26 protein-coding genes are annotated in these 21673 nt (G+C 62.5%); 17 read left to right on the plus strand and 9 right to left on the minus strand.

The window, feature by feature from the left end:
- Positions 1–28: 28 nt before the first annotated feature.
- On the minus strand, positions 29–1471 hold the full coding sequence (locus C4Q26_RS14620) for a sodium:alanine symporter family protein (protein ID WP_023382605.1): 1443 nt from the start codon (positions 1469–1471) through the stop codon (positions 29–31).
- 179 nt (positions 1472–1650) lie between these two features.
- On the opposite strand from C4Q26_RS14620, the gene C4Q26_RS14625 reads away from it, so the two are divergent.
- From C4Q26_RS14625 to C4Q26_RS14635, 3 genes are all read left to right on the plus strand, one after another.
- Positions 1651–2460 carry a helix-turn-helix transcriptional regulator gene (locus C4Q26_RS14625; protein WP_023382604.1) on the plus strand — a complete coding sequence of 270 codons (810 nt, stop codon included), beginning with the start codon at positions 1651–1653 and terminating at the stop codon, positions 2458–2460.
- Between the two features lie 309 nt (positions 2461–2769).
- Entirely contained in the window at positions 2770–3654 is an 885-nt protein-coding gene (locus C4Q26_RS14630) for a sugar nucleotide-binding protein (protein ID WP_023382603.1), read from the plus strand.
- Positions 3647–4579 carry an NAD-dependent epimerase/dehydratase family protein gene (locus tag C4Q26_RS14635; protein WP_027907538.1) on the plus strand — a complete coding sequence of 311 codons (933 nt, stop codon included), beginning with the start codon at positions 3647–3649 and terminating at the stop codon, positions 4577–4579. The genes C4Q26_RS14630 and C4Q26_RS14635 overlap by 8 nt, the downstream gene beginning before the upstream one ends.
- A 105-nt stretch (positions 4580–4684) precedes the next feature.
- Here C4Q26_RS14635 and C4Q26_RS14640 read toward each other — a convergent pair whose 3' ends face one another.
- From C4Q26_RS14640 to C4Q26_RS14660, 5 genes are all read right to left on the minus strand, one after another.
- Entirely contained in the window at positions 4685–5368 is a 684-nt protein-coding gene (locus tag C4Q26_RS14640) for an OmpW family protein (RefSeq protein ID WP_023382601.1), read from the minus strand.
- A gap of 110 nt (positions 5369–5478) precedes the next feature.
- Entirely contained in the window at positions 5479–6051 is a 573-nt protein-coding gene (locus C4Q26_RS14645) for a DUF3299 domain-containing protein (RefSeq protein WP_049818789.1), read from the minus strand.
- A 9-nt stretch (positions 6052–6060) separates the two neighbouring features.
- Entirely contained in the window at positions 6061–7326 is a 1266-nt protein-coding gene (locus tag C4Q26_RS14650; protein WP_023382599.1) for an ABC transporter permease, read from the minus strand.
- Complete coding sequence (locus C4Q26_RS14655) at positions 7326–8036, minus strand: ABC transporter ATP-binding protein (RefSeq protein WP_023382598.1); 711 nt, start codon at positions 8034–8036, stop codon at positions 7326–7328. Before C4Q26_RS14655 ends, C4Q26_RS14650 begins: the two co-directional genes overlap by 1 nt.
- Entirely contained in the window at positions 8037–8618 is a 582-nt protein-coding gene (locus tag C4Q26_RS14660; protein ID WP_023382597.1) for a DUF2796 domain-containing protein, read from the minus strand.
- A gap of 129 nt (positions 8619–8747) precedes the next feature.
- Here C4Q26_RS14660 and C4Q26_RS14665 point away from each other — a divergent pair, with 129 nt between their 5' ends.
- Both C4Q26_RS14665 and C4Q26_RS14670 read left to right on the plus strand, forming a co-directional pair.
- Positions 8748–9110 carry a hypothetical protein gene (locus tag C4Q26_RS14665; protein ID WP_023382596.1) on the plus strand — a complete coding sequence of 121 codons (363 nt, stop codon included), beginning with the start codon at positions 8748–8750 and terminating at the stop codon, positions 9108–9110.
- Between the two features lie 96 nt (positions 9111–9206).
- Complete coding sequence (locus C4Q26_RS14670; protein WP_023382595.1) at positions 9207–10751, plus strand: hypothetical protein; 1545 nt, start codon at positions 9207–9209, stop codon at positions 10749–10751.
- Between the two features lie 66 nt (positions 10752–10817).
- Here C4Q26_RS14670 and trxA read toward each other — a convergent pair whose 3' ends face one another.
- The 3 genes from trxA to C4Q26_RS14685 are packed head-to-tail and all read right to left on the minus strand — an operon-like array spanning position 10818 to position 12834.
- Positions 10818–11690, minus strand: coding sequence for a thioredoxin (trxA, locus tag C4Q26_RS14675; RefSeq protein WP_104883239.1), 873 nt, complete (start codon positions 11688–11690; stop codon positions 10818–10820).
- A 31-nt stretch (positions 11691–11721) separates the two neighbouring features.
- The gene (locus C4Q26_RS14680; protein WP_027907541.1) at positions 11722–12381 is read right to left on the minus strand and encodes a methyltransferase; all 660 of its coding nucleotides are present in this window, start codon (positions 12379–12381) and stop codon (positions 11722–11724) included.
- Positions 12382–12834: a YbaY family lipoprotein gene (locus tag C4Q26_RS14685; protein WP_023382592.1), complete on the minus strand. Its 453-nt coding sequence runs from the start codon at positions 12832–12834 to the stop codon at positions 12382–12384. It abuts the gene before it with no gap.
- Positions 12835–12939: 105 nt separating this feature from the next.
- Between C4Q26_RS14685 and nrdR the strand changes: the two genes are divergently transcribed.
- From nrdR to C4Q26_RS14745, 12 genes are all read left to right on the plus strand, one after another.
- Positions 12940–13404 (plus strand): transcriptional regulator NrdR, encoded by a 465-nt coding sequence (gene nrdR / locus C4Q26_RS14690; RefSeq protein ID WP_008092351.1) that lies wholly within the window; start codon positions 12940–12942, stop codon positions 13402–13404.
- Between the two features lie 2 nt (positions 13405–13406).
- On the plus strand, positions 13407–14537 hold the full coding sequence (ribD, locus tag C4Q26_RS14695; RefSeq protein ID WP_104883240.1) for a bifunctional diaminohydroxyphosphoribosylaminopyrimidine deaminase/5-amino-6-(5-phosphoribosylamino)uracil reductase RibD: 1131 nt from the start codon (positions 13407–13409) through the stop codon (positions 14535–14537).
- Between the two features lie 42 nt (positions 14538–14579).
- Positions 14580–15245: a riboflavin synthase gene (locus C4Q26_RS14700; protein WP_003255399.1), complete on the plus strand. Its 666-nt coding sequence runs from the start codon at positions 14580–14582 to the stop codon at positions 15243–15245.
- A gap of 18 nt (positions 15246–15263) precedes the next feature.
- The gene (gene ribBA / locus C4Q26_RS14705) at positions 15264–16355 is read left to right on the plus strand and encodes a bifunctional 3,4-dihydroxy-2-butanone-4-phosphate synthase/GTP cyclohydrolase II (RefSeq protein WP_023382590.1); all 1092 of its coding nucleotides are present in this window, start codon (positions 15264–15266) and stop codon (positions 16353–16355) included.
- Positions 16356–16446: 91 nt separating this feature from the next.
- Complete coding sequence (gene ribE, locus C4Q26_RS14710) at positions 16447–16923, plus strand: 6,7-dimethyl-8-ribityllumazine synthase (RefSeq protein WP_008092356.1); 477 nt, start codon at positions 16447–16449, stop codon at positions 16921–16923.
- A complete protein-coding gene (gene nusB, locus C4Q26_RS14715; RefSeq protein WP_023382589.1) occupies positions 16920–17420 on the plus strand; it encodes a transcription antitermination factor NusB in 501 nt (166 codons plus the stop codon). Before ribE ends, nusB begins: the two co-directional genes overlap by 4 nt.
- 18 nt (positions 17421–17438) lie before the next feature.
- The gene (gene thiL, locus C4Q26_RS14720) at positions 17439–18401 is read left to right on the plus strand and encodes a thiamine-phosphate kinase (RefSeq protein ID WP_104883241.1); all 963 of its coding nucleotides are present in this window, start codon (positions 17439–17441) and stop codon (positions 18399–18401) included.
- Positions 18398–18901, plus strand: coding sequence for a phosphatidylglycerophosphatase A (locus C4Q26_RS14725; RefSeq protein ID WP_023382587.1), 504 nt, complete (start codon positions 18398–18400; stop codon positions 18899–18901). The genes thiL and C4Q26_RS14725 overlap by 4 nt, the downstream gene beginning before the upstream one ends.
- Positions 18902–18915: 14 nt before the next feature.
- Positions 18916–19665 carry an ABC transporter substrate-binding protein gene (locus C4Q26_RS14730; protein WP_023382586.1) on the plus strand — a complete coding sequence of 250 codons (750 nt, stop codon included), beginning with the start codon at positions 18916–18918 and terminating at the stop codon, positions 19663–19665.
- A 152-nt stretch (positions 19666–19817) separates the two neighbouring features.
- A complete protein-coding gene (ribA, locus tag C4Q26_RS14735) occupies positions 19818–20435 on the plus strand; it encodes a GTP cyclohydrolase II (RefSeq protein ID WP_023382585.1) in 618 nt (205 codons plus the stop codon).
- Positions 20432–20851 (plus strand): MFS transporter, encoded by a 420-nt coding sequence (locus tag C4Q26_RS14740; protein ID WP_104883242.1) that lies wholly within the window; start codon positions 20432–20434, stop codon positions 20849–20851. The genes ribA and C4Q26_RS14740 overlap by 4 nt, the downstream gene beginning before the upstream one ends.
- Positions 20851–21657 carry a cobalamin-binding protein gene (locus C4Q26_RS14745; protein WP_104881192.1) on the plus strand — a complete coding sequence of 269 codons (807 nt, stop codon included), beginning with the start codon at positions 20851–20853 and terminating at the stop codon, positions 21655–21657. Before C4Q26_RS14740 ends, C4Q26_RS14745 begins: the two co-directional genes overlap by 1 nt.
- The last annotated feature ends 16 nt before the right edge of the window (positions 21658–21673 follow it).

Here is a 21673-nt window from a genome sequence, read left to right on the forward strand (position 1 = left end):
GGAAGGGGCGGCTGGGTACGGCAGGATATCAGCGCTGAGGTTGAGCGTGACCGGTGATCTTGTCAGCGGCTGTTTCAACCTGAGGATTGGCAGGCCAGGCATCGCGGTCCAGGTCCAGGTCGGTGAACTTGGACGAGTCGAATACCGGTTGCTTCACGCCGGCCTTGCGCTGGGCGTCGTAGTCGCGCATCACACGCAGTCCGACCTTGAACAGCAGGGCCAGGGCGATCAGGTTGACGAACGCCAGGCAGGTCATGGTGATGTCGGCGAAGGCGAACACGGTCGACAGGTTCTGCACCGAACCCCATACGATCAGCGCCAGGACCAGTGCGCGGTAGCCCATCAGCACAGCACGATTGCGGCTCAGGAACTGCAGGCTGTTCTCGCCCAGGTAGTAGTTGTAGAGGATGCAGGTGAACACGAACAGCGACAGCGCGACGCTGACGAACAGACGACCCCAGTCACCGACCACGGCAGCCAGGGAGTTCTGGGTCAGGACAATACCGTCACCCTCGAAACCAGGGGTGTAGAAGCCCGACAACAGAATCAGCAGTGCGGTGCAGGTGCAGATGACGAAGGTGTCGAGGAACACGCTGAACGCCTGGACCACGCCTTGGGCGCCTGGGTGCTTCACAGCGGCGACCGCAGCGACGTTAGGCGCGCTGCCCAGGCCGGCTTCGTTGGCGAACACGCCACGCTTCACGCCCATGACGATGGCACTGCCGAGCAGGCCGCCGAACGCTGGGTCAAGGCCGAAGGCGCTCTTGAAGATGGTTTCCAGCATGGCGGGTACGTGCTCGATCTGGCTGCCGATCACGTACAGGGTTACGCCGATGTAGGCCAGGGTCTTGACCGGAACCAGCAGGTCGGACACAGCTGCGATGCGCTTGATGCCGCCGAGGAACACGATGGCCAGCAGCACGGCCAGGGCAATACCGGTGTGCTGTGGGTCGAAGCCGAAGGCGTTTTGCAGCGAGTGGGTCACGGTGTACGACTGCAGCCCGTTGAAGGCGAAGCCATAGGTGACCAGCAGCAGGACCGAGAACACCACGGCCATGCTCTTGAGCTTCAGACCATGCTGGATGTAGTAGGCTGGGCCGCCACGGTACAGGCCATCGCCATCGGCGCGCTTGTAGACCTGGGCCAGGGTACATTCGAAGAAGCTGCTGGACATGCCCACCAGTGCGGTAACCCACATCCAGAACACGGCACCTGGGCCGCCCAGGGTCACGGCGATGCCGACGCCTGCGATGTTACCGGCACCGACACGGCCGGCGAGGCTCAGCATCAAGGCCTGGAACGAGCTCAGTTGGCCTGCCTGGCCGCGAAGGGATTCCTTGAAGACACTGAACATATGGCCGAAATGGCGGAACTGCACGAACCGCGAGCGGATGGTGAAGTAGCTGCCGAGTCCGACGATCAGCACGATGAGGAGTTTCCCCGAAAGGAAATCGTTGAGTGCTTCGAGCATTGGAAAATGACCTCGATTCTTATTGTTCGTGTGAATAGAACAGCGGGCGGCAGGCGCACCGCTATGCGTTGGGGCGCATGTTTGGCTATGACAAGAGTCGTTACAATTTCGCGGGTTGCTCTGAGTTGATGCGACTTGATGCTACAATGGCGCCATTCGCGTCACCTTGGATTCCGCACATGAGCGATCATTTCGCTACCAATCTGAAACTGGCTTGCAGCCACTACCGCTCTATTTCCGAAGTTTGCCGGCAGTTGTCGATCAACCGCGCTCAGTTCAACAAGTACCTGAGTGGGCAGAGCCGTCCGACGGCCTACAACCTCAAGCGCATCGGCGATTTCTTCGGCGTCGAGGATTACGAGCTGAACCTGCCACCCGAACAGTTCGCGCGGTTGATAGGCGCCCGGGTTTCCACCGTGGCCGACCAGGCCAGCGACCCGATCAGTGAATTGTTCCGGCCGCTGCATGCACACGCTGGCAACCTGTCGCGCTATTGCGGGTACTACTTTGAATATTCCAACTGCATGTCGGTGCCCGGCACGATCCTGGTCTCGCTGGTGCATTTGCGGGAGGAGCGCGGCCAGTTTCTGTTCGAGCGTCAGGAGCGTCAGGAGCGATCCACTGCGACCGACCTGCATGCCGAAGTACGCTGCCGTTATCTGGGGGCGGCATTCCAGCTGCAGGACCGCGTGTTCCTGATCGACTACGAGTCGCTGACCCTCAACGAAATGAGCCAGACCATTCTCATCCCCAGTTTCAAGAGCCGCATCACCCGCCTCAATGGGCTCAAGACCGGCGTCTCTAGCGGCGACCGGCGCAACCCGGCCTGCACCCGTGTGGTCTGGGAATACCTGGGGGAGGAAATCAACCGCATCAATGCCTACCGGCAGGTCAAACTGTACCGGCCGGACGATCCGCGCATCGATGATGATGTGCGTGAGCGGTTGAGCGTGGGGCCGCTGAAGAACAGTTTGTTCGAGATTGAGTGATGCTCAGCCTCTTTCGTGCCTTATCTGCAACGCGAAGTGCTGTAGACCGTGTTTCGCAATAACGTCCTGTCATTGTTCTTTTCTTTGTATGTAGGGCTTGGCGGGAGTTTTTGGGAAAACACTGACGATTGAGCCAGATTTTTTTCGCGTCTGATGCAGGGCCGAGCTCGTTCCGCGTGTCGGGCATTTCTCGTGTAGGGGTGTGATTGGGTTGAATAAGTTACGCCGTGCCTAGAGTTGGACTTCCCCGCCCGGAAACCGCAAAATGACTCCTTTCCTCAAATCAACCTGTTCGGATCTGCTGACTCTATGCGTATGCGCCTGATGCTGTTGGGTGGTGGCAATGCCCTCGGGCAAGCGCTGATTCGTCTCGGGGCCGAGGAGGACATCGCATTCCTGGCGCCGCGTCCGCCTGAAGACGGCTGGACCCCTGCCAGTCTCACCCAGTTGCTGGACGATCATCGCCCCGACGCCCTGGTCAACCTGGCCTATTACTTCGACTGGTTCCAGGCCGAGTCGGTCAGCGAACAGCGTCTGGCCCTGCAGGAGCGGGCGGTGGAGCGGCTGGCGGAACTGTGCCAGCACCACCAGATCACCTTGGTGCAACCGTCTAGCTACCGGGTTTTCGACGGCTCGCGGGCCACGGCCTACAGCGAAAAGGACGAGCCGCTGCCGCTCGGCCTGCGTGGCCAGGCGCTGTGGCGGATCGAGCAGAGCGTGCGGGCAGCGTGCCCTCACCATGTGCTGCTGCGGTTCGGCTGGCTGCTGGACGAGAGCATCGACGGCACCCTGGGGCGCTTCCTGACCCGCGCCGAGCAGCCACAGGAGTTGCTGCTGGCGGACGATCGCCGTGGTAACCCAACGCCTGTCGACGATGCGGCCCGGGTCATTCTCTCGGTGCTCAAGCAGCTCGACTGCAACGCGCCGCTGTGGGGCACCTACCACTACGCTGGTAACGAGGCGACTACGCCGCTGGCGCTGGGCCAGGCCATCCTCGGCGAGGCCGGGCAGTACCGCAAGCTGGCCGTGCAGGCACCCACCCCGCAGGCACACGCTGCGCGCCCGGATGCCAGCGAGGAACCCCAGCATGCGGTGCTGGCCTGTAAGAAAATCCTTCACACCTTCGGCATCAAGCCGCGTGCCTGGCGCGCCGGTTTGCCGCCCCTTCTGGACCGATTCTACCGACATGGCTGATGCCCCCATCCTCATCACCGGCGGCGCCGGCTTCATTGGCTCCCATCTGTGTGATGCTTTGCTAGGCAAAGGCTACGCCGTACGTATCCTCGACGACCTGTCCACAGGCAAGCGGGACAACCTGCAGCTGGGCCACCCAAAGCTCGAACTGATCGAAGGCGACGTGGCAGACGCCGAGCTGGTCAACCGCGCCGTTGCCGACTGTGCTGGCGTGGTGCACCTGGCGGCGGTGGCTTCGGTGCAGGCGTCGGTCGAAGACCCGGTGAAAACCCACCAGAGCAACTTCATTGGCACCCTCAATGTATGCGAGGCGATGCGTGTGCAAGGTGTGCGTCGTGTGCTGTTCGCTTCCAGTGCGGCGGTTTATGGCAACAACGGTGAGGGCGAGTCGATCGCCGAAGACACGCCCAAGGCGCCGCTGACGCCCTACGCCGTGGATAAACTGGCCAGTGAGCAGTACCTGGACTTCTACCGTCGTCAGCATGGCCTGGAGCCAGTGGTGTTCCGCTTCTTCAATATTTTCGGGCCACGGCAGGATCCGTCCTCGCCCTACTCCGGTGTGATCAGCATTTTCTGCGAACGAGCGACCCAGGGCCTGCCGATCACTGTGTTCGGTGATGGTGAGCAGACTCGCGATTTTCTCTATGTGGCGGACCTGGTACAGGTCATGGTGCAGGCACTGGAAAAGCCGCAAGCGGAAGAGGGGGCTGTGAATATCGGCCTGAACCAGGCGACTTCGCTGAACCAGCTGTTGAAGGCGCTGGAGACGGTGGTGGGCAGCTTGCCAGCTATCAGTTACGGGCCGGCGCGGTCGGGTGACATTCGCCATTCTCGGGCGGATAACCAGCGGTTGCTGGCGCGGTTCCAATTCCCACAGCCGACCTCGATGGTCGAGGGCTTGGCCCAGCTTCTGGGTAAAGGCTGAGATAATCCAAGGGTTATCGCCCGTCACCTGCAGAAAGCCGGTTTGCCGGCAATAAGCCCACAGCACAGCGGGGGCGCAAGGCCCCCGCCAGTATCGCGACCTGAATCAGAACTTGTAGCCGAGACCGACCATGTACACCCAAGGGTCTACGTCCACGTCGACCTTGGTCTTGCCAACGCCCAGGGCGTTGGGGCCATCGACGGTCGCCTTGGTGTCGAGGTCGATGTACCAGACCGAGGCGTTGAACAGCAAGTTATCGGTCAGCATGTAGTCCATGCCCAACTGGCCGGCCAGGCCCACCGAATCCTGCAGCTTCAGGTTGCTGAAGCCCTGCTGTTTGCGTGCACCGCTGAGGTCTTCGTCGAAGAACATGGTGTAGTTGATACCGATACCGGCGTACGGCTGGAACTTCGAAGTAGGCGCCATCGGGTAGTACTGCAACGACAGGGTCGGTGGCAGGTGCTTGATGTCGGCCAGTTTGCCGTCCAGGCCCGGGCCAAGGCCTTTGACGGCCACGGTGTGGTTGAACGGGGTGGCGGCCAGCAGCTCGACGCCGATGTGGTCGGTGAGCATGTAGGCGAAGGTCAGGCCCAACTGGGTGTCGCTGTCCAGGGTAGCCTTGGTGCCCGAAACCTTTGCGCCATCGAGCTTGAGTGCGCCGCTGTCTTCGTTCGGATCTACCGTGGCGGCACCGGCGCGGATGATGAAATCACCCGCCTGGTGGGCGTTGGCAACAGGGGCTGCGAGCGCCAAGGCAACGAGTGCGGCGCCGAGCAAGGACTTGTTCATGGAAGCTCCCAAAGGACGTGAAAATTTTGTGAAGTCCAATGGTACGAAGACGCATAAACAGAAAGTTTGACCCAGCTCAACGAAGCGTGTGTACGACTTCGAAACAGTTCTCACTTCAGCTCATAAGCGTAGATTTTCTCGGCTTCCATCTGGTATCCGGCATCGGCCAGCTCGCTGCTGGAGGCTCTAACTTGCATCTTTCCCTCGATCCAGTAGGGCTGGTAGAGGTCTTCGACGCGTACGCCCATCTCACTGAAAATATGCACGATCTGGTTCGAGGGCGGAGGCGGCACGTGTATGCAGGCGCCGTAGTAAGGCACCAGCAGGAATTCGGTGGTGCGGCCTTCTTCGCTGACTTCCAGCGGCACGATATAGCCGGGCAGTTTGATCAACTGGCCGTCCAGTTTCTTGACCACGGGAGCATTGGGCGCTTGCTGGCGCGCTGCCGGGGCAGATTCGGCGGACAGTGCATCGCTGAGCTGCGACATGTCGTGCAGCGGGGCGAGTTGTGGCGGGATGACCGGTGCGCCCTCGGGGATGAGCGCGGGCCAATCCAGCTCGCGAGGTTCCGAGGCCCAGGCAGGCGATGCCAGCCAGAGCAGCACAACCAGTAGAAGTTGTGCTGCTCTGGCCGGCCTGTTCGCGGGTTTACCCGCGAAGAAGGCGGTGAGGTTCCTGGTCATGGTAGGCACTCAGAGGTGAATCGACAGACCGTCGGCGAGCGACTGCCGGTAGGCGCGCCAGGCGGGCACACTGCCCATCAGCAGCGCGGCAACGAGGATGATAGCCAGCAACGTCCACTCATGCGCACTTGGCCAGGCCAGCGGCAGGTAGAGGCCGTAGTTGGCCTGCACATAACCCTGGGCCAGGGCTATACCGGCATAGAGCAGACCAAGCCCAGCAGCGATGCCCGCCACGGCGAGGGCGAATGCTTCGAGCACCAGCAAGCCGGCAATGTGCCAAGGGCGCGCGCCAACCGAGCGCAGAATCGCCATCTCCCGGCGCCGTTCGTTGAGGCTGGTGAGAATGGCGGTGAGCATGCCAATCAGCCCGGTCAGCACGACGAACAGCGACACCACGAACAAGGCCTGCTCGGCCGTGCCCATGAGGCTCCACAGCTCTTGCAGCGCCACCCCAGGCAGAATCGCCAGTAGCGGCTCATTGCGGTACTCGTTGATTTCGCGTTGCAGGCTGAAGGTGGCGATCTTGTTGTTCAGGCCCAGCATGAAGGCGGTGATTGCGGTGGGCTGCAGGTCCATACCACGTGCCTGCTCGGCGCTGATGCGTCCGGCGCCCCTGGCAGGGACACCGTTGTGCCAGTCGATGTGGATAGCTTCCATGCCGCCGAGGCTGATGTGCAGCGTTCGGTCCACGGGAGTGCCGGTGCGTTTGAGCACACCCACCACAGTGAAGGGCTTGTCGTCATGCTTGACCAGGCTGATCGCGGCCACCCCGTGGGCCAGCACCAGCTTGTCACCCAGCTTGTACTGCAGGGCCTCGGCGACTTCGGCTCCGAGCACCACTTCGAACGGGTCGTCGGCGAACGCCCGACCCTGGCTCAGTTCCAGATGTTGGCGGCGGCCATATTGGTAGTGGCTGAAGTAGTCGCCGGTGGTGCCCATCACCCGGTAGCCTCGGTGCGAGTCGCCCAGTGAGATGGGGATGGCCCATTTCACCCGAGGGTCCTTGGCGTAGTGCTCGAAGCTGTCCCAGCGAATGTTGTTGGTGGCGTTGCCAATGCGGAACACCGAATACAGCAACAGGTTCACCGAGCCCGAACGGGCACCGACGATCAGGTCGGTGCCGCTTATGGTGCTGGCGAAACTGGCGCGGGCTTCGGTGCGCACTCGTTCGACGGCCAGTAACAGGCACACTGACAGGGCAATGGCAAAGGCCGTCAGGAAGGCGGTGAAACGACGGTTGGCCAGGCTGGCCAGGGCAAGGCGAAGCAGGTACATCAGGCCTCCCGGGGCTTGGCGGCGCGGTTGAGTTCGGTCAGCGACAGGTGTCGGTCGAACAGGGGGGCCAGGCTTTGGTCGTGGCTGACGAACAGCAGGCTGGAACCCGCTGCCCGACATTCGTCGAACAGCAGGCGAATGAACGCCTCACGGGTATCGGCGTCAAGCGCCGAAGTGGGTTCGTCGGCGATCACCAGTTCAGGTTGGCCGATCAATGCCCGGGCTGCGGCGACCCGTTGTTGCTGGCCGATCGACAGGCTGCCCGCGCGGCGAGCGAGCAAGGCCGGGTCGTCCAGGCCCAGGTGGGCCAGCAGTGAGGCGGCGGCTTGGCTCACGCTACCGTGGCGCTCCATCGCACGTTTGGCGCGGCTTTGCGAGAAGCGACAGGGCAGTTCGACGTTTTCGCGCACCGAGAGAAACGGCAGCAGGTTGAACTGCTGGAAGATATAACCGGTGTGGTCGACCCGGAACCGATCGCGGGCCCCTTGGCCCAGGCCGGAGAGGTCTTGCCCGAGTAGGCGGATGCTGCCTTGGCCGGGTTGGTTGACGCCACCCAGCAGCCCCAGCAGGGTGGTCTTGCCACTGCCGCTGGGGCCTTTGAGGAACAACGCCTCGCCGGTATCCAGGCGCAATGCCGGGATATCCAGCAAGGGCGGCTGCCCTGGCCAGGCGAACACCAGGTCATGCAGTTCGATCAGCGCCTGGCTCATTCAGAATGCAACCACGGCCTTGGCGGGAGTGGTTTCCAGGCCTTTCTGGCCATCAGGGCCGATCAGTTGCACGCTGATCTTCTGGGTTTGCGGGAAGGCCTTGAACAAAGGGCTCAGGTCAATCTGGGAAAGCTTGTCGGGGTTCGCGCAGCTCAGTTGATAGTGGGCGTTGACGTCGGCGTGCTGGTGCGCGTGTTCATGGGCATCGCCCTCGTCATCGGCATGGGCGGCATCGCCGAACAGCGGGCTCTCCAGTTCCTGCGCTTCTTCCTTGCAGCCGGCGGCTTGCGCCAGGCCGAACAGCTTCAGGGGCTGTTCGAGCTGCTGGCGAGCGGCGGCGACCTTGGCTTTGTCGGCGTCGGTGTTGGCGGTGTGCTCGAAGCCGACCAGGTTCATCGCCGGGCTGTCCAGTTCCAGCTCAAGGGTGTTGCCGTCGAGCACGGCGTTGAGCTTGGCCACCCCATGCTCGTGGGCGCCGAGGGTGCCGTGGGCGTGATCGTGGTCATGATCATGGTCATCGTGGGCATGGACCACGGCCAGGGGCAGCAGGGCGAAGGGCAGGGCAAGCAGCAGGCGACGCATGGACGACTCCGGGAGCGGGTTGAAATTTAAGTTATGTTATAACAAGTTCTCTGCGAGTCGCCAGCCTGCGTGGCGCAGGTTTCATGTTGCGGTAGCATGGGGCATTGACTTGGGTTCAAGGAATGCATCATGAGAATTCGCGGACAGATCGGCGACTGGCCGGTGGACCTGACTATCGAGTTGGATCCGGCAGAATGGGCGCAGTTGGGGGGGCAGGTCGAGGCGCAGGTACAGGGCACAGCCTCGCCTGCGCCGACAATGTCGACACCGCGTCAGGATGACGGCCAGTGGGCTGTGGCGCTTGATGTATTGCGCCAGGCTGGGCAGATGTCCGGGCCTGATTTGTTGGAGAGCCTCACGGGGTTGGCCGGCAGTGCCGCAGCAGGCAAGAAGCTGCTGGTGCGGTTGAGGCACTCTGCTCAGGTACGCGTGTTGGCGGGAGAAGATGCGCCACTGTACTGTTGGCAGGAAGATGCAAGCGAGCAGCTTTGAGCACTATCCGGTCTGATATCAACTGACATTATTACCAGTTTATGTTGAGTGTCCGAAGGTGTCGAATGGGTAGGTCTTCGAACAGGAGGGCCTGCCATGGACACCGGAATCGACGAAGCGGGACAACATTACGACTTGCGCGGTTGGCGCATGCACTTTGTTTTCAATGTTGAAAAACTAAACGCCCTCCTGCTGCGCTACTACGAGAGTCGGCCTGACAGTGCCAACAATGACGCCCTGGATTTTGTCCATCAGCGCCCCAGTGGCTGGCTGAGGATATGCTGTGTGTTGGGCAGTCCACTGCTGGAGTTTCCAACCGGCAATGGTGATTCGATCAATGTGACAAGGCGTTTTGTGTCCTACACCAGCTACGAGTTTCAGAGAGCGTCGGGGGCGAATCAGGCTGAGCTGTTTGAGGTCGTTGCCGGCAGCCGGAATGAGCGCATGGCGCTGTTTCAGACCTTCAAGCTGGACCAGTGCGTCGGGACCTATAAATACAACGATAACGCCGTCTTTACGCTGACGGAGGGTTCCGACTTTTCTGTCGGATTATTGGGAGGGCAAGGGCGCGACACAGAGGCGGGCCTGCCATTCAAGATTCGTTTCGCCAACCTTCCTGCGGGTGAAAAAAATGTTGTGCTGCCCAAGACCGCGGATGTTAGCTACGGGCGATGGTTGATGCAGGATCTACGTTTCCATCTGCGAAGCGTTGAAGGCCAGCTTGTAATGTATATCGCCAGTTCTGATGAGGCCAACGGGTCATTTCCTGGCAGTAGGAACACCGGGCGCGACGAAGTATCGGTTACGGACGAGAGTCTATTAGGTCAGTGCTACCTGGATGTCAGAAACATTCCCGAGGCAGGTTACTACGGGCTAGATTTCGAGCACTTTGCCCAAATACTATTCCCTCGTGGATATGTGAAGTTTGCCGGGATGATTTGGGGGGCTCCGGGCAATACGGTTGCTGAAGCCAGATTGGTTGACTTGCAGGTCAAGGGTGCTGATGCATTCGCGACAGAGAATGCCGCTTATTCTTCGCATGTGAATCCTTTGGTCCGTATCGTCCCTGCGGGGAGTGTCGGCCAGCGATTGGTGCTAAACACAGTCAACCTTGGCACACCGGTCTGGCAGTTTGCTTCGGAAACTATAGGGCAGCTTGTTCCTGACGGCCGCACGTGCACTTACGTCCCGCAGGGCGATGGCGATGTGATCTACGGGGAAAGTCCGCTCACCCGTAAGGATGCAGCGTTGCATACTTCGTTGAAAAGAAATCCCGTTGATATTGTCCGAATTATAACGGGCTTCACGCTACTTCCCTATTACTCGACCATTGTCGTGCTCAATGCCAAACCGACTCATTACTTCAAGCTCGCCATTGTCGGCGGCAAACTGCAGATGACGTTCTGTTATGAGCCGTGGGGGGGCGGAGAAACCGTGGTAGCGCCGGAACTTACCGACTGGAAAGTGCTGGCAGGGGACGGGAAAGTGTCGGACGGCATTTTCACGCCTGGCGTCATCAACAGGTTTAGCGTGGTACAGGCAATTCACCGTGATCCGATCTACATGCAGTTCGCGGTGATCATCATTCCCGTGCCGATGCTGACAGCCGCTGAATTCGTGGCCATGCGCAATGGTGGCTGATGTCAAAAAAGTGAAGGGCAGGTAGCTGCTGCGCTATCTGCCCCTGCCTTTCGGGTGCGGTGCAGGTCAGAACATCGCCGCCGACAACTTGCGACGATAAACGCCAACCAATGGATGGTCACTCCCCAGCAACTCGAACACCTGAAGCATCGCCTTCTGCGGCAACCCGTTCTCGTAACCACGGTTGCGCTGGAACAGCTTCAACAGCCCGTCCAGGGCGGCTTCGTACTGCTGACGTGCCAGTTGCTGAATGCTCAGCTGGTAGGCGGCTTCGTCATCCTGCGGGTTCTGCGCCAGTCGGCTCTTGAGCTCGGCGACTTCTGGCAGGCTGGTCGCTTGGCGCAGGAAGGTCAGCTGGGCCTTGGCGCCGGCCAGTGCGGCCTTGTGCTCGTCGGTCTTGACCGCGTCAAGCACCACTTCGGCTTCGCCCAACTCGCAGCGCTCGGCCAGGCAGCGGGCATAGAGGATCAGCGCTTGGGCATTGCTGTTGTCTTCACCCAGCAGTTGCTTGAGCTGCGCTTCGGCTTCGGCGAAGCGGCTCTCGGCAAACAGCGCCTTGGCCAGTTCCAGCGGGGAGGCCGTCGGTGCGGCGGGCATTTGCACGTGCGGTTCGAGCATGGCGCGGATCGCCGATTCTGGCTGGGCACCGGCAAAGCCGTCGACCGGCTGGCCGTCCTTGAACAGCACCACGGTCGGCAAACTGCGGATGCCGAACTGGGCAACGATCTGCTGTTCGACATCGCAGTTGATCTTGGCCAGCAGCAGCTCGCCCTGGTAACCCTCGGCGATCTTCGCCAGCAACGGCATCAGTGCCTTGCAGGGCGCGCACCATTCAGCCCAGAAATCGACCAGCACCGGCTTGTGGAAGGAATTTTCGATGACCAGTTGCTGGAAGGTGGCATCGGTGGCATCGAAGATATACGGCGTTTCCTGGCTCATCGTAACTCTCGCAAATCGGTCAATGGGCTCACTATAAAGGCTCGCGACTGGCGTGGTACAGGCTGACCCTGCGGAATTCGTGCGGCTCGGCCAGGTCTGGCAGTGTCAGGGCTTCGAGTACGCCCAACTGGCGATACAGCGGGTGGCTGAAGTCGCGCACGCGCGAGTCGGCCACCAGCGCCTGTCGGCCCCGCCCCAGAAAGGCGTCCAGCAGAGGCAAGTTGGCGCGGTCGTAGAGCACGTCGGCGACCAGAATCAGGTCGAAGCGGTCGTCTTCGCCGAAGAAATCGCTGCTGTAGCCCAGCTCGACGCCATTGAGTGCGGCATTGGCGCGGCAAGCGTCCAGTGCCAATGGGTCGAGGTCGCAGGCGACCACTTCCAGGGCGCCGGCACGGGCGGCAGCGATCCCGGCAATGCCTGAACCTGCGCCGAAGTCCAGCACGCGCTTGCCTGCCACCCACTCAGGCCGCTCGGCCAGGTAGCGGGCCATGGCCAGGCCGCTGGCCCAGCAGAAGCTCCAATAGGGCGGGTCTTCGAGGATCCGCCGGGTTTCCTCGCTGCTGAAGGCGCGGTCCATGTTCTGCTCGTCGATCAGCCAGAGCTTGAGCTCGCAACCCGGCAGTTCGCTGACGATCAGGCGCGCTTCGCCGATCAGGCCGCTCAGGGCCTGTTGCAGGTGTTGCGGCGCCATCTACGGCGCCTTCTTGAAACGCAGTGGGCCGGTGGCCTGGGTTTGCGCCTGGGTGATGCGCACCGGCGGCAGGTGCAGGATCAGTTGCCCGGACTGACTGGCTCGACCGCGCAGCTCGACCCGCGCGCCGGTGGGAAAGACTTCGGGGTTGAAGCGCAGTTGATAAGGCAGGGCCTGGCCGGTGCCTGTCAGGGTGCTGCTGGCCAACAACTGTTGTGGACGGTCACGTTCGTCGATCACCAGTAAGGCCAGTTCGACGTCGGCGCCGGCAGGAATGTCCAGCAAGGTGCCGCTCAATTCACGCTGGTAGGCCGGCAACGGACCCAGTGGTTCGGCCTTTTTCGTCACCTTGGCCGGTGTGGGCGCGGGGGGCTGTTCGGTCTTGGGCCGTTCGCTGCTGCAGGCGGCGAGCAGGGCGGCGCAGCACAGCACGGCGAGCGCTCGAAGATGCATGGGGTCGTCCTTCACGGGCAGAATTGAATGGATGTTAACCCCTTTGGCTTGTCTTGCCAGTGCAATGCGCTACCATGGCCCTCCCTTTTTTTGTTGCCTGCCACCATGCACTGTCCCTTTTGCGGTGCCAACGACACCAAGGTCATCGACTCGCGCCTGGTCGCCGAGGGCGAACAGGTGCGTCGCCGGCGCGAATGCGTCGCTTGCGGCGAGCGTTTCACCACCTTCGAAACCGCCGAACTCGTGCTGCCTCGGCTGATCAAGCAGGATGGCACGCGCCAGCCCTTCGATGAAGAGAAGCTGCGGGCCGGCATGCAGCGCGCGCTGGAAAAGCGTCCGGTCAGCGTCGAGCGCCTGGAAGCTGCGCTGGCGCACATCAAGAGCCGTTTGCGCGCTACCGGCGAGCGTGAGGTCAAGTCACTGGTCGTGGGTGAGTTGGTGATGGCCGAGCTGCGCAAGCTCGACGAAGTCGCCTACATCCGTTTCGCCTCGGTCTACCGGCGGTTCCAGGATCTCGACGAATTCCGCGAAGAAATCGACCGACTGGCCCGCGAGCCAGCTAAAGAGTAAGCATGCCCAGCCAGACCGCGATCCTCGACGCCCATTACATGGCCCGTGCCCTGGAACTGGCCCGCAAGGGCGCCTACACCACGCACCCCAACCCACGGGTGGGCTGCGTCATCGTGCGTGACGGCGAGGTGGTGGGTGAGGGCTGGCATGTGCGCGCCGGCGAACCGCATGCCGAGGTGCATGCCCTGCGCCAGGCTGGCGAACGTGCCCGTGGTGCCTGTGCCTATGTGACCCTCGAACCCTGCAGCCACCATGGCCGCACCCCGCCGTGCGCCGAGGCCTTGGTCAATGCAGGCGTCGCCCGGGTGGTGGCGGCCATGCAGGACCCGAACCCGCAAGTGGCTGGACAAGGCCTGCGCCGTCTGGCCGAGGCGGGTATCGAGGTCGCCAGCGGTGTGCTTGAAGGCGAAGCGCGGGCGCTCAACCCCGGTTTTCTCAAGCGCATGGAACATGGGCTCCCGTTCGTCAGGGTCAAGCTGGCTATGAGCCTGGATGGTCGCACCGCCATGGCCAGTGGCGAGAGCCAATGGATCACTGGCCCGGCCGCCCGCTCGGCGGTACAGCGCCTGCGCGCCCGCTCCAGCGTGGTGTTGACCAGCGCCGCCAGTGTGCTGGCCGACAATGCCCGCATGACCGTGCGCGGCGAAGAGCTGGGACTGGATGCCGAAACCACCGCCCTGGCCCTGAGCCGGCCACCCCTGCGTGTACTCATCGATGGCCGCCTGCGCCTGCCGCTGAGCGCTCCATTCTTCCAGGCCGGCCCCGCGCTGGTGGTGACCGCTGTCGCTGAAGACCCGCGTTATGCCGCTGCCGGCCATGAGCTGCTGTGCCTGCCAGGCGAGAATGGCCAGGTCGACCTGCCCGAACTGCTGCGCACCTTGGCTGCCCGCGGCGTCAATGAGATCCTGCTGGAGGCGGGCGCCGGCCTGGTTGGCGCCTTCGCCCGGCAACGACTGATCGACGAGTACCAATTGTTTGTCGCCGGTACCTTCCTCGGCTCCCAGGCCCGCCCTCTGCTGGACTGGCCATTGGCGAAAATGAGCGAGGCGCCACGACTGAAGATCACTGAAATGCGTGCTGTGGGCGATGACTGGCGGGTCACGGCCATCCCCTTGCCGCCGCCCGGCGTATAATGCCGGGCTTGCCCTGCGCAACCCGTTCCTGAGGAAGACCCCATGTTCACCGGTATCATCGAATCCATCGGCACCATCCGCAGCTTGACCCCGAAAGGCGGCGACGTGCGCGTCTACGTCGAGACCGGCAAGCTCGACCTGGGTGACGTCAAGCTCGGTGACAGCATTGCCGTCAACGGCGTGTGCCTGACCGCCGTCGAGCTTCCGGGCGACGGTTTCTGGGCCGACGTCAGCGTCGAGACGCTCAAGCGCACCGCGTTCATCGACCTCAAGAGCGGCAGCAAGGTCAACCTGGAGAAAGCCCTGACCCCGACCACCCGCCTAGGCGGGCACCTGGTCAGTGGCCACGTCGACGGCGTCGGCGAGATCATTTCGCGCAGCGATAACGCCCGCGCTATCCAGTTCCGCGTGCGTGCACCGAAGGAGCTGGCCAAGTACATCGCCCACAAGGGTTCGATCACCGTCGACGGCACCAGCCTGACGGTCAACGAGGTCAATGGCGCCGAATTCGAGCTGACCATCGTCCCGCACACCCTGTCCGAAACCATCATGGCCGACTACCGTGCAGGTCGTCGGGTCAACCTTGAGGTCGACCTGCTGGCCCGTTACCTGGAGCGTCTGCTGCTGGGTGACAAGGCTGCCGAGCCGAGCAAGGGCAGTGGCATTACCGAAAGCTTCCTGGCCGCCAACGGCTTCTTGAAATCCTGATTGAGAAGGGGGTGCCGAGTGGCGCTCAACAGCATCGAAGAACTGGTAGAAGACATCCGCCAGGGAAAAATGGTCATCCTCATGGACGACGAAGACCGTGAGAACGAAGGCGACATCATCATGGCCGCCGAGTGCTGCCAACCCGAGCACATCAACTTCATGGCCAAGCACGCCCGTGGCCTGATCTGCATGCCGATGACCCGCGAGCGCTGCGAAACGCTCAAGCTGCCGCTGATGGCGCCGCGCAACGGCTCGGGCTTCGGCACCAAGTTCACCGTGTCGATCGAGGCCGCCGAAGGTGTCACCACCGGCATCTCCGCCGCCGACCGCGCGCGTACCGTGCAGGCTGCCGCCGCCAAGGACGCCAAGGCCGAAGACATCGTCAGCCCTGGCCACATCTTCCCGCTGATGGCCCAGCCGGGCGGCACCCTGGCCCGTGCTGGCCACACTGAAGCGGCCTGCGACCTGGCGCGCATGGCCGGTTTCGAGCCTAGCGGTGTGATCTGCGAAGTGATGAACGACGACGGCACCATGTCGCGTCGCGCCGAGCTGGAAGTGTTCGCCGCCGAGCACGGCCTGAAGATCGGCACCATCGCCGACCTGATCCACTACCGCATGATCCATGAACGCACCGTGCAGCGTGTGTCCGAGCAGCCAATCGAGAGCGAGCTGGGCCAGTTCAACCTGGTCACCTACCGCGACGCGGTGGAAGGTGACGTGCACATGGCCCTGACCCTGGGCAAGATCTGCGCCGAAGAGCCGACCCTGGTGCGGGTCCACAACATGGATCCGCTGCGCGACCTGCTGATGGTCAAGCAGCCGGGCCGCTGGAGCCTGCGTGCGGCCATGGCCGCGGTGGCCGAGGCGGGCAGTGGCGTGGTGCTGCTGCTGGGCCACCCGCTGGACGGCGATGTGCTGCTGGCCCACATCCGCGAAAGTGCAGGCGATGTGCCGGCCAAGGCGCCGACCACCTACAGCACCGTGGGTGCCGGTTCGCAGATCCTGCGCGATCTGGGCGTGCGCAAGATGCGCCTGATGAGTTCGCCGATGAAGTTCAATGCGATATCCGGATTCGATCTGGAAGTTGTAGAATACGTGCCCTCCGAGTGACTTGAAGCGGCATTGACGCCCTTCTGCTCGAGTCCAAACCCTCCCGAGGCCGCCTGCGCGCGGCCTCGCTCTTGAAGATGAGAACATCGGAATGACCCTGAAGACCATCGAAGGTACCTTCATCGCCCCCAAAGGTCGCTATGCTTTGGTGGTTGGCCGCTTCAACAGCTTCGTCGTCGAAAGCCTGGTAAGCGGTGCAGTCGATGCCCTGGTTCGCCATGGCGTCAGCGAAAGCGACATCACCATCATCCGTGCCCCGGGCGCGTTCGAAATCCCGCTGGTGGCTCAGAAAGTTGCCCAGCAAGGGGAATACGACGCGATCATCGCCCTGGGCGCAGTGATCCGTGGCGGTACCCCGCACTTCGAATACGTGGCGGGCGAATGCACCAAGGGCCTGGCCCAGGTGTCCATGGAGTTCGGTGTACCGGTCGCCTTCGGCGTCCTGACCGTCGATTCCATCGAGCAAGCCATCGAGCGTTCCGGCACCAAGGCCGGTAACAAAGGTGCTGAAGCTGCCCTGTCCGCACTGGAAATGGTCAGCCTGCTGGCGCAGTTGGAGGCCAAGTGATTAGCGACGAAAGCGATCGTTTCAACCCGCGCGATCCAAAACCTGCGGATGCCGGCAAGCCATCGAAGAGCGCCAAGCGCCGCGAAGCCCGCAAGCTCGCGACCCAGGCCCTGTACCAGTGGCACATGGCTCAGCATTCGCTGAACGAGATCGAGGCACAGTTCCGGGTCGATAACGATTTCTCCGATGTCGACGGCGCCTACTTCCGCGAAATCCTGCACGGGGTTCCGGCGATCAAGGGCGAGATCGACAACGCCCTAGCACCTTGCCTGGACCTGGCACTGGAAGAGCTCGACCCGGTCGAGCTGGCCGTGCTGCGCCTGTCCACCTGGGAGTTCATCAAGCGCGTCGACGTACCGTACCGCGTGGTGATCAACGAAGGCGTGGAACTGGCCAAGGTCTTTGGCGCCACTGACGGCCACAAGTTCGTCAACGGCGTGCTGGACAAGCTCGCTCCGATCCTGCGTGAAGCAGAAGTCAAGGCGAACAAGCGCTGATCCTGGCGCTGTCGGGCCATGGGTGAGTTCGAGCTGATCAACCGCTTCTTCGCTGCTGCGTCCTGTGCGCAAGGCGGCGAAGGTGTGGTGTTGGGCATTGGCGACGACTGCGCACTGCTTAGCCTTTTCCCAGGCGAGCAAATGGCGGTGTCCACCGACACGCTGGTCGCCGGGGTGCATTTTCCCGCTGTCTGCGATCCTTGCCTGCTCGGCCAGCGTTCGCTGGCGGTGGCAGCCAGCGACCTGGCGGCCATGGGGGCAAAGCCGATCGGCTTCACCCTTGCCCTGACCTTGCCCGATGTAGGCCCTGATTGGCTCGCGGCGTTTGCCGAAGGCCTCAGCCGCATGGCCCATCGTTGCGGCATGAGCCTGATCGGCGGCGATACCACACGAGGCCCCTTGAGCGTCACCGTGACCGTGTTTGGTAGTGTGCCTGCTGGCCAGGCCCTGCGCCGCAGTGGCGCAAGGCCGGGTGATGTGCTGTGCGTCGGCGCAGCGTTGGGTAACGCTGCAGGTGCCTTGCCGCTGGTACTGGGCGAGCGTGTGGCGCCGGTCGAGCTGGCAGCGCCGTTGCTGGGCCATTACTGGTCGCCGATGCCGCAGCTCGAACTGGGGCAGTTGCTGCGGGGGCACGCGACGGCGGCATTGGACATTTCCGATGGCCTGCTCGCCGATTGCGGGCATATCGCCAAGGCCTCCGGTGTCGCGATCGAGGTGAACCTGGAGCAGGTCCCCATGTCTTCTGCTTTGCAGGCCTTCCTTGGCCAGGACGCAGCGCGGCGAGCGGCGCTCACCGGTGGCGACGACTATGTGCTGGCGTTCACCTTGCCGCCCGAGGCGCTTTCATCCCTGCAGGGCCGTGTAGCGGTGCACATCATCGGCCGGGTGCTCGAGGGCGAAGGCGTGACGCTGCGTGATCCGCAGGGCCGAGACATCACCCCCGTGCAGCGGGGTTATCAACATTTTAGGGAGACACCGTGACCGACCACCCCAACCAGGTGCCAGCGGAGTTCGTTCCGCCATCGGTCTGGCGCAACCCGTGGCACTTCATCGCCTTCGGCTTCGGTTCCGGCACGCTGCCCAAGGCACCGGGTACCTGGGGTTCGCTGGTGGCCTTGCCGTTCATTCCGTTGTGGCAAATGCTACCGGACTGGGGCTACTGGCTGCTGCTGGGCATTACCATGCTGTTTGGCTTCTGGTTGTGCGGCAAAGTCGCCAATGACTTGCGTGTGCATGACCATGAGGGCATTGTTTGGGATGAGATGGTCGGCATGTGGATCACCCTGTGGCTGGTGCCTGAAGGATGGCAGTGGCTGCTGGCGGGGTTCTTGATGTTCCGCTTCTTCGACATCCTCAAGCCGTGGCCGATCCGCTGGATCGACCGTCATGTGCACGGCGGTGTGGGGATCATGCTCGACGATATCCTGGCTGGCGTATTCGCCTGGCTGGGCATGCAGGTTCTGGTGTGGGTGGTGGCCTGACAGGGAGTACGCGAATGGCCATTAGGACGATGCTGCTGGCAATGATGCTGACTCTCGCCACGTGGGCGGGCAACGCGGTGGCCGAACAATTGCCCAGGCAGATCCGGCTGGTGAGCGAGCAGTGGCTCGACTACACCAATGCCGACGGCACCGGCGTGGCATGGGATGTACTGCGCAAGGTGTTCGAGCCCGCCGGCATCAAGGTCCAGGTGCAAAGTGCGCCCTACAGCCGGGCGGTTGGGCTGGTCAAGCGCGGCGCAGCCGACGCCTGGGTCGGCTCCTACAAGCAGGAGAACGACGACAACCTGTACCCGAGCTGGCATTTTGATATGGACCATATCTATGCCCTTGGCTTGACCAGCAAGCCCACGCCGACGCTGGACACCGTCGGCCAGTATCGCCTGGCCTGGGTCCGTGGCTACGACTACGGCAACTACCTGCCAAATGTGCGCAGATTCCGCGAGATCCAGCGGCGCGAAGGCATTTTGCCCATGCTCGAGCACGACCGTGTGGATTTCTACATCGATGCCCTGACCGAAGTGGACTATGTGCTGGAGCAGGCGCCGCAGCCTGAGCGCTTCCGCCGTACCCATGTGGCCGAACTGCCGCTGTACCTGGCCTTTGGCCGCAGCGATGAGGCCAAGGCGCTGATCAGGGTATTCGACAGGCGAATGGCGGAGCTGGTGCGAAGTGGCGAACTCAAGCCCATCTTCGAGCACTGGAAGCAGCCGTATCCATTCACCCCGGACAGCAAGCCGCAATAGCGCGGCTGTCGCCACTGGAGAGCGACCCGCCCGTGAGCATTTCAAGCATCGAACTTTTCGATCTTAAGCCACGATATTCAGCCAGCGCACAGCCGCCAACCTGCTGATACAATCGGCTCACGTGAAATTTCAAACTTATCCAGGAGCACAACGTGCCCGTCGTCTTTGTTGCCGCCTCGAAACTCCCGACTCCTTTTGCAATCTTCACCATGCATGGCTTCCTCGATGAAGCCACTGGCCGAGAGCACGTCGTGCTCAGCCTGGGTGACATTGCCGATGGCGAGCCGGTGCTGGGGCGCTTGCACTCCGAGTGCCTGACCGGTGATGCCCTGTTCAGCCAGCGCTGTGATTGCGGCTCGCAACTGGAGGCCGCACTTCAAGCTATCGCCCGTGAGGGGCGCGGGGTGCTGCTGTACCTGCGCCAGGAAGGCCGTGGCATTGGCCTGCTCAACAAGATCCGCGCCTATGAGCTGCAAGATGGCGGCGCCGATACCGTTGAGGCCAACGAGCGTCTGGGCTTCGCCGCCGACCAGCGCGACTACGGTATCTGTCTGCCGATGCTTGAGCACTTGGGCGTGAAATCGCTGCGTCTGATGACCAACAACCCGCGCAAGGTCAAGGCGTTGACCGACATGAACATCAAGGTCGCCGAGCGCGTGCCGCTGCACACCGGCCACAACCCGCACAACCGTCTTTATCTGGCGACCAAGGCCGATAAACTCGGCCACATGATGGGCAACAAGCACCAGGGTGAGGTGCCTCAGGCGTGACACGTGGCGAGGTGAAGCGGCGTCTGGCGTTGGCCTGGTGGCAATACCTGGCGGTGGGCCTCGTGCCGCTGCCGGTCATGGCCTGGGCCTTCGGCGGCGGCGATGCGTTGATCCCGGTACTGGCGATGCCGCTGTTCATCGCCGGTGCTGCTTCCATGTTCCTGAGCCTACCGCGCTTTGGCGCCTACAAGCGCTCCCTGATCGCCACTTCCAAGGCGCTGGGCACGGCTGAAGAGCCTGCGGCCTGGATCGAGCTGGCCCGTGTGCGACGGTGGGCCATGCTGTACGCCTGTTTTCCTGCCTGGGTCGCGGCGCTGTCGGTACTGGTGGGCCTGGAAGCCGTGCCGCAGGTGCTCCTGGCGCTGTCGACCGTGGTGCTGCTCTACCTCTACCGTATTCCGCGTCAGTTGGGCTGATGCGCATTTTCCTCTGCCTGTTGGTACTGCTGGCGTGCAGTGCCCGGGCGCAGGAACCGCTGCGGGTGATCAGCCTGGCACCCTCGATGACCGACATCATGCTCGAACTGCAGGCCGATGACCTGCTGGTTGGCGTACTGGATGGCGGCGAGCGGCCAGCGGGTCTACGTGCCTTGCCCTCGGTGGGGCGCCACGGGCAACTGGACATGGAGCGTTTGCTCAGCCTCAGGCCCGACCTGGTGCTGGTATGGCCCTCAGGCGTGTCGCCAGCCCAACAAGCCCAGCTCAAGCGATTGGGCATCGAGACCTTCAGTGCCGAACCCCACAGCCTTGACCAGCTTATCGAGCAGATCGAGGCGATAGCCGAACGTATTGGCCGTGGCGAGCAAGGGCTGCGATATGGGGCGCTGCTTCGTGATCGTTTACAGCAGTTGCGCCAGCGCTACCGGCGCGAGCAACCGGTAAGCGTGTTCTACCAGGTGTGGGACACGCCGCTCTATACAGTGGGTGCAACGCAGATCATCAGTGACGCATTGGCCGTATGCGGGGCCCGGAACGTGTTCGACGATATTAACCTGCCTGCTCCGCAGATAAGCGTGGAAGCGGTGCTTCAACGTGATCCTCAGGTGATTCTGGCCGGCGATTGGGCACAATTGGCCCGTTGGAAAGCCTGGCCGCGACTGCGTGCCGTGGCGGGGAAGCGCTTGCTGGTAGTGCCGGACAAGGGCCTGGAGCGGCCCAGCGGGCAGATGATCGACGCCACCAAGCGTCTGTGTGCACTGCTGGAGGCCCGAGCGCCAGATTGAAACCTGGCGCTCGGAG

The organism is Pseudomonas sp. SWI44 (assembly GCF_002947915.1).
GTDB lineage: Bacteria > Pseudomonadota > Gammaproteobacteria > Pseudomonadales > Pseudomonadaceae > Aquipseudomonas > Aquipseudomonas taiwanensis.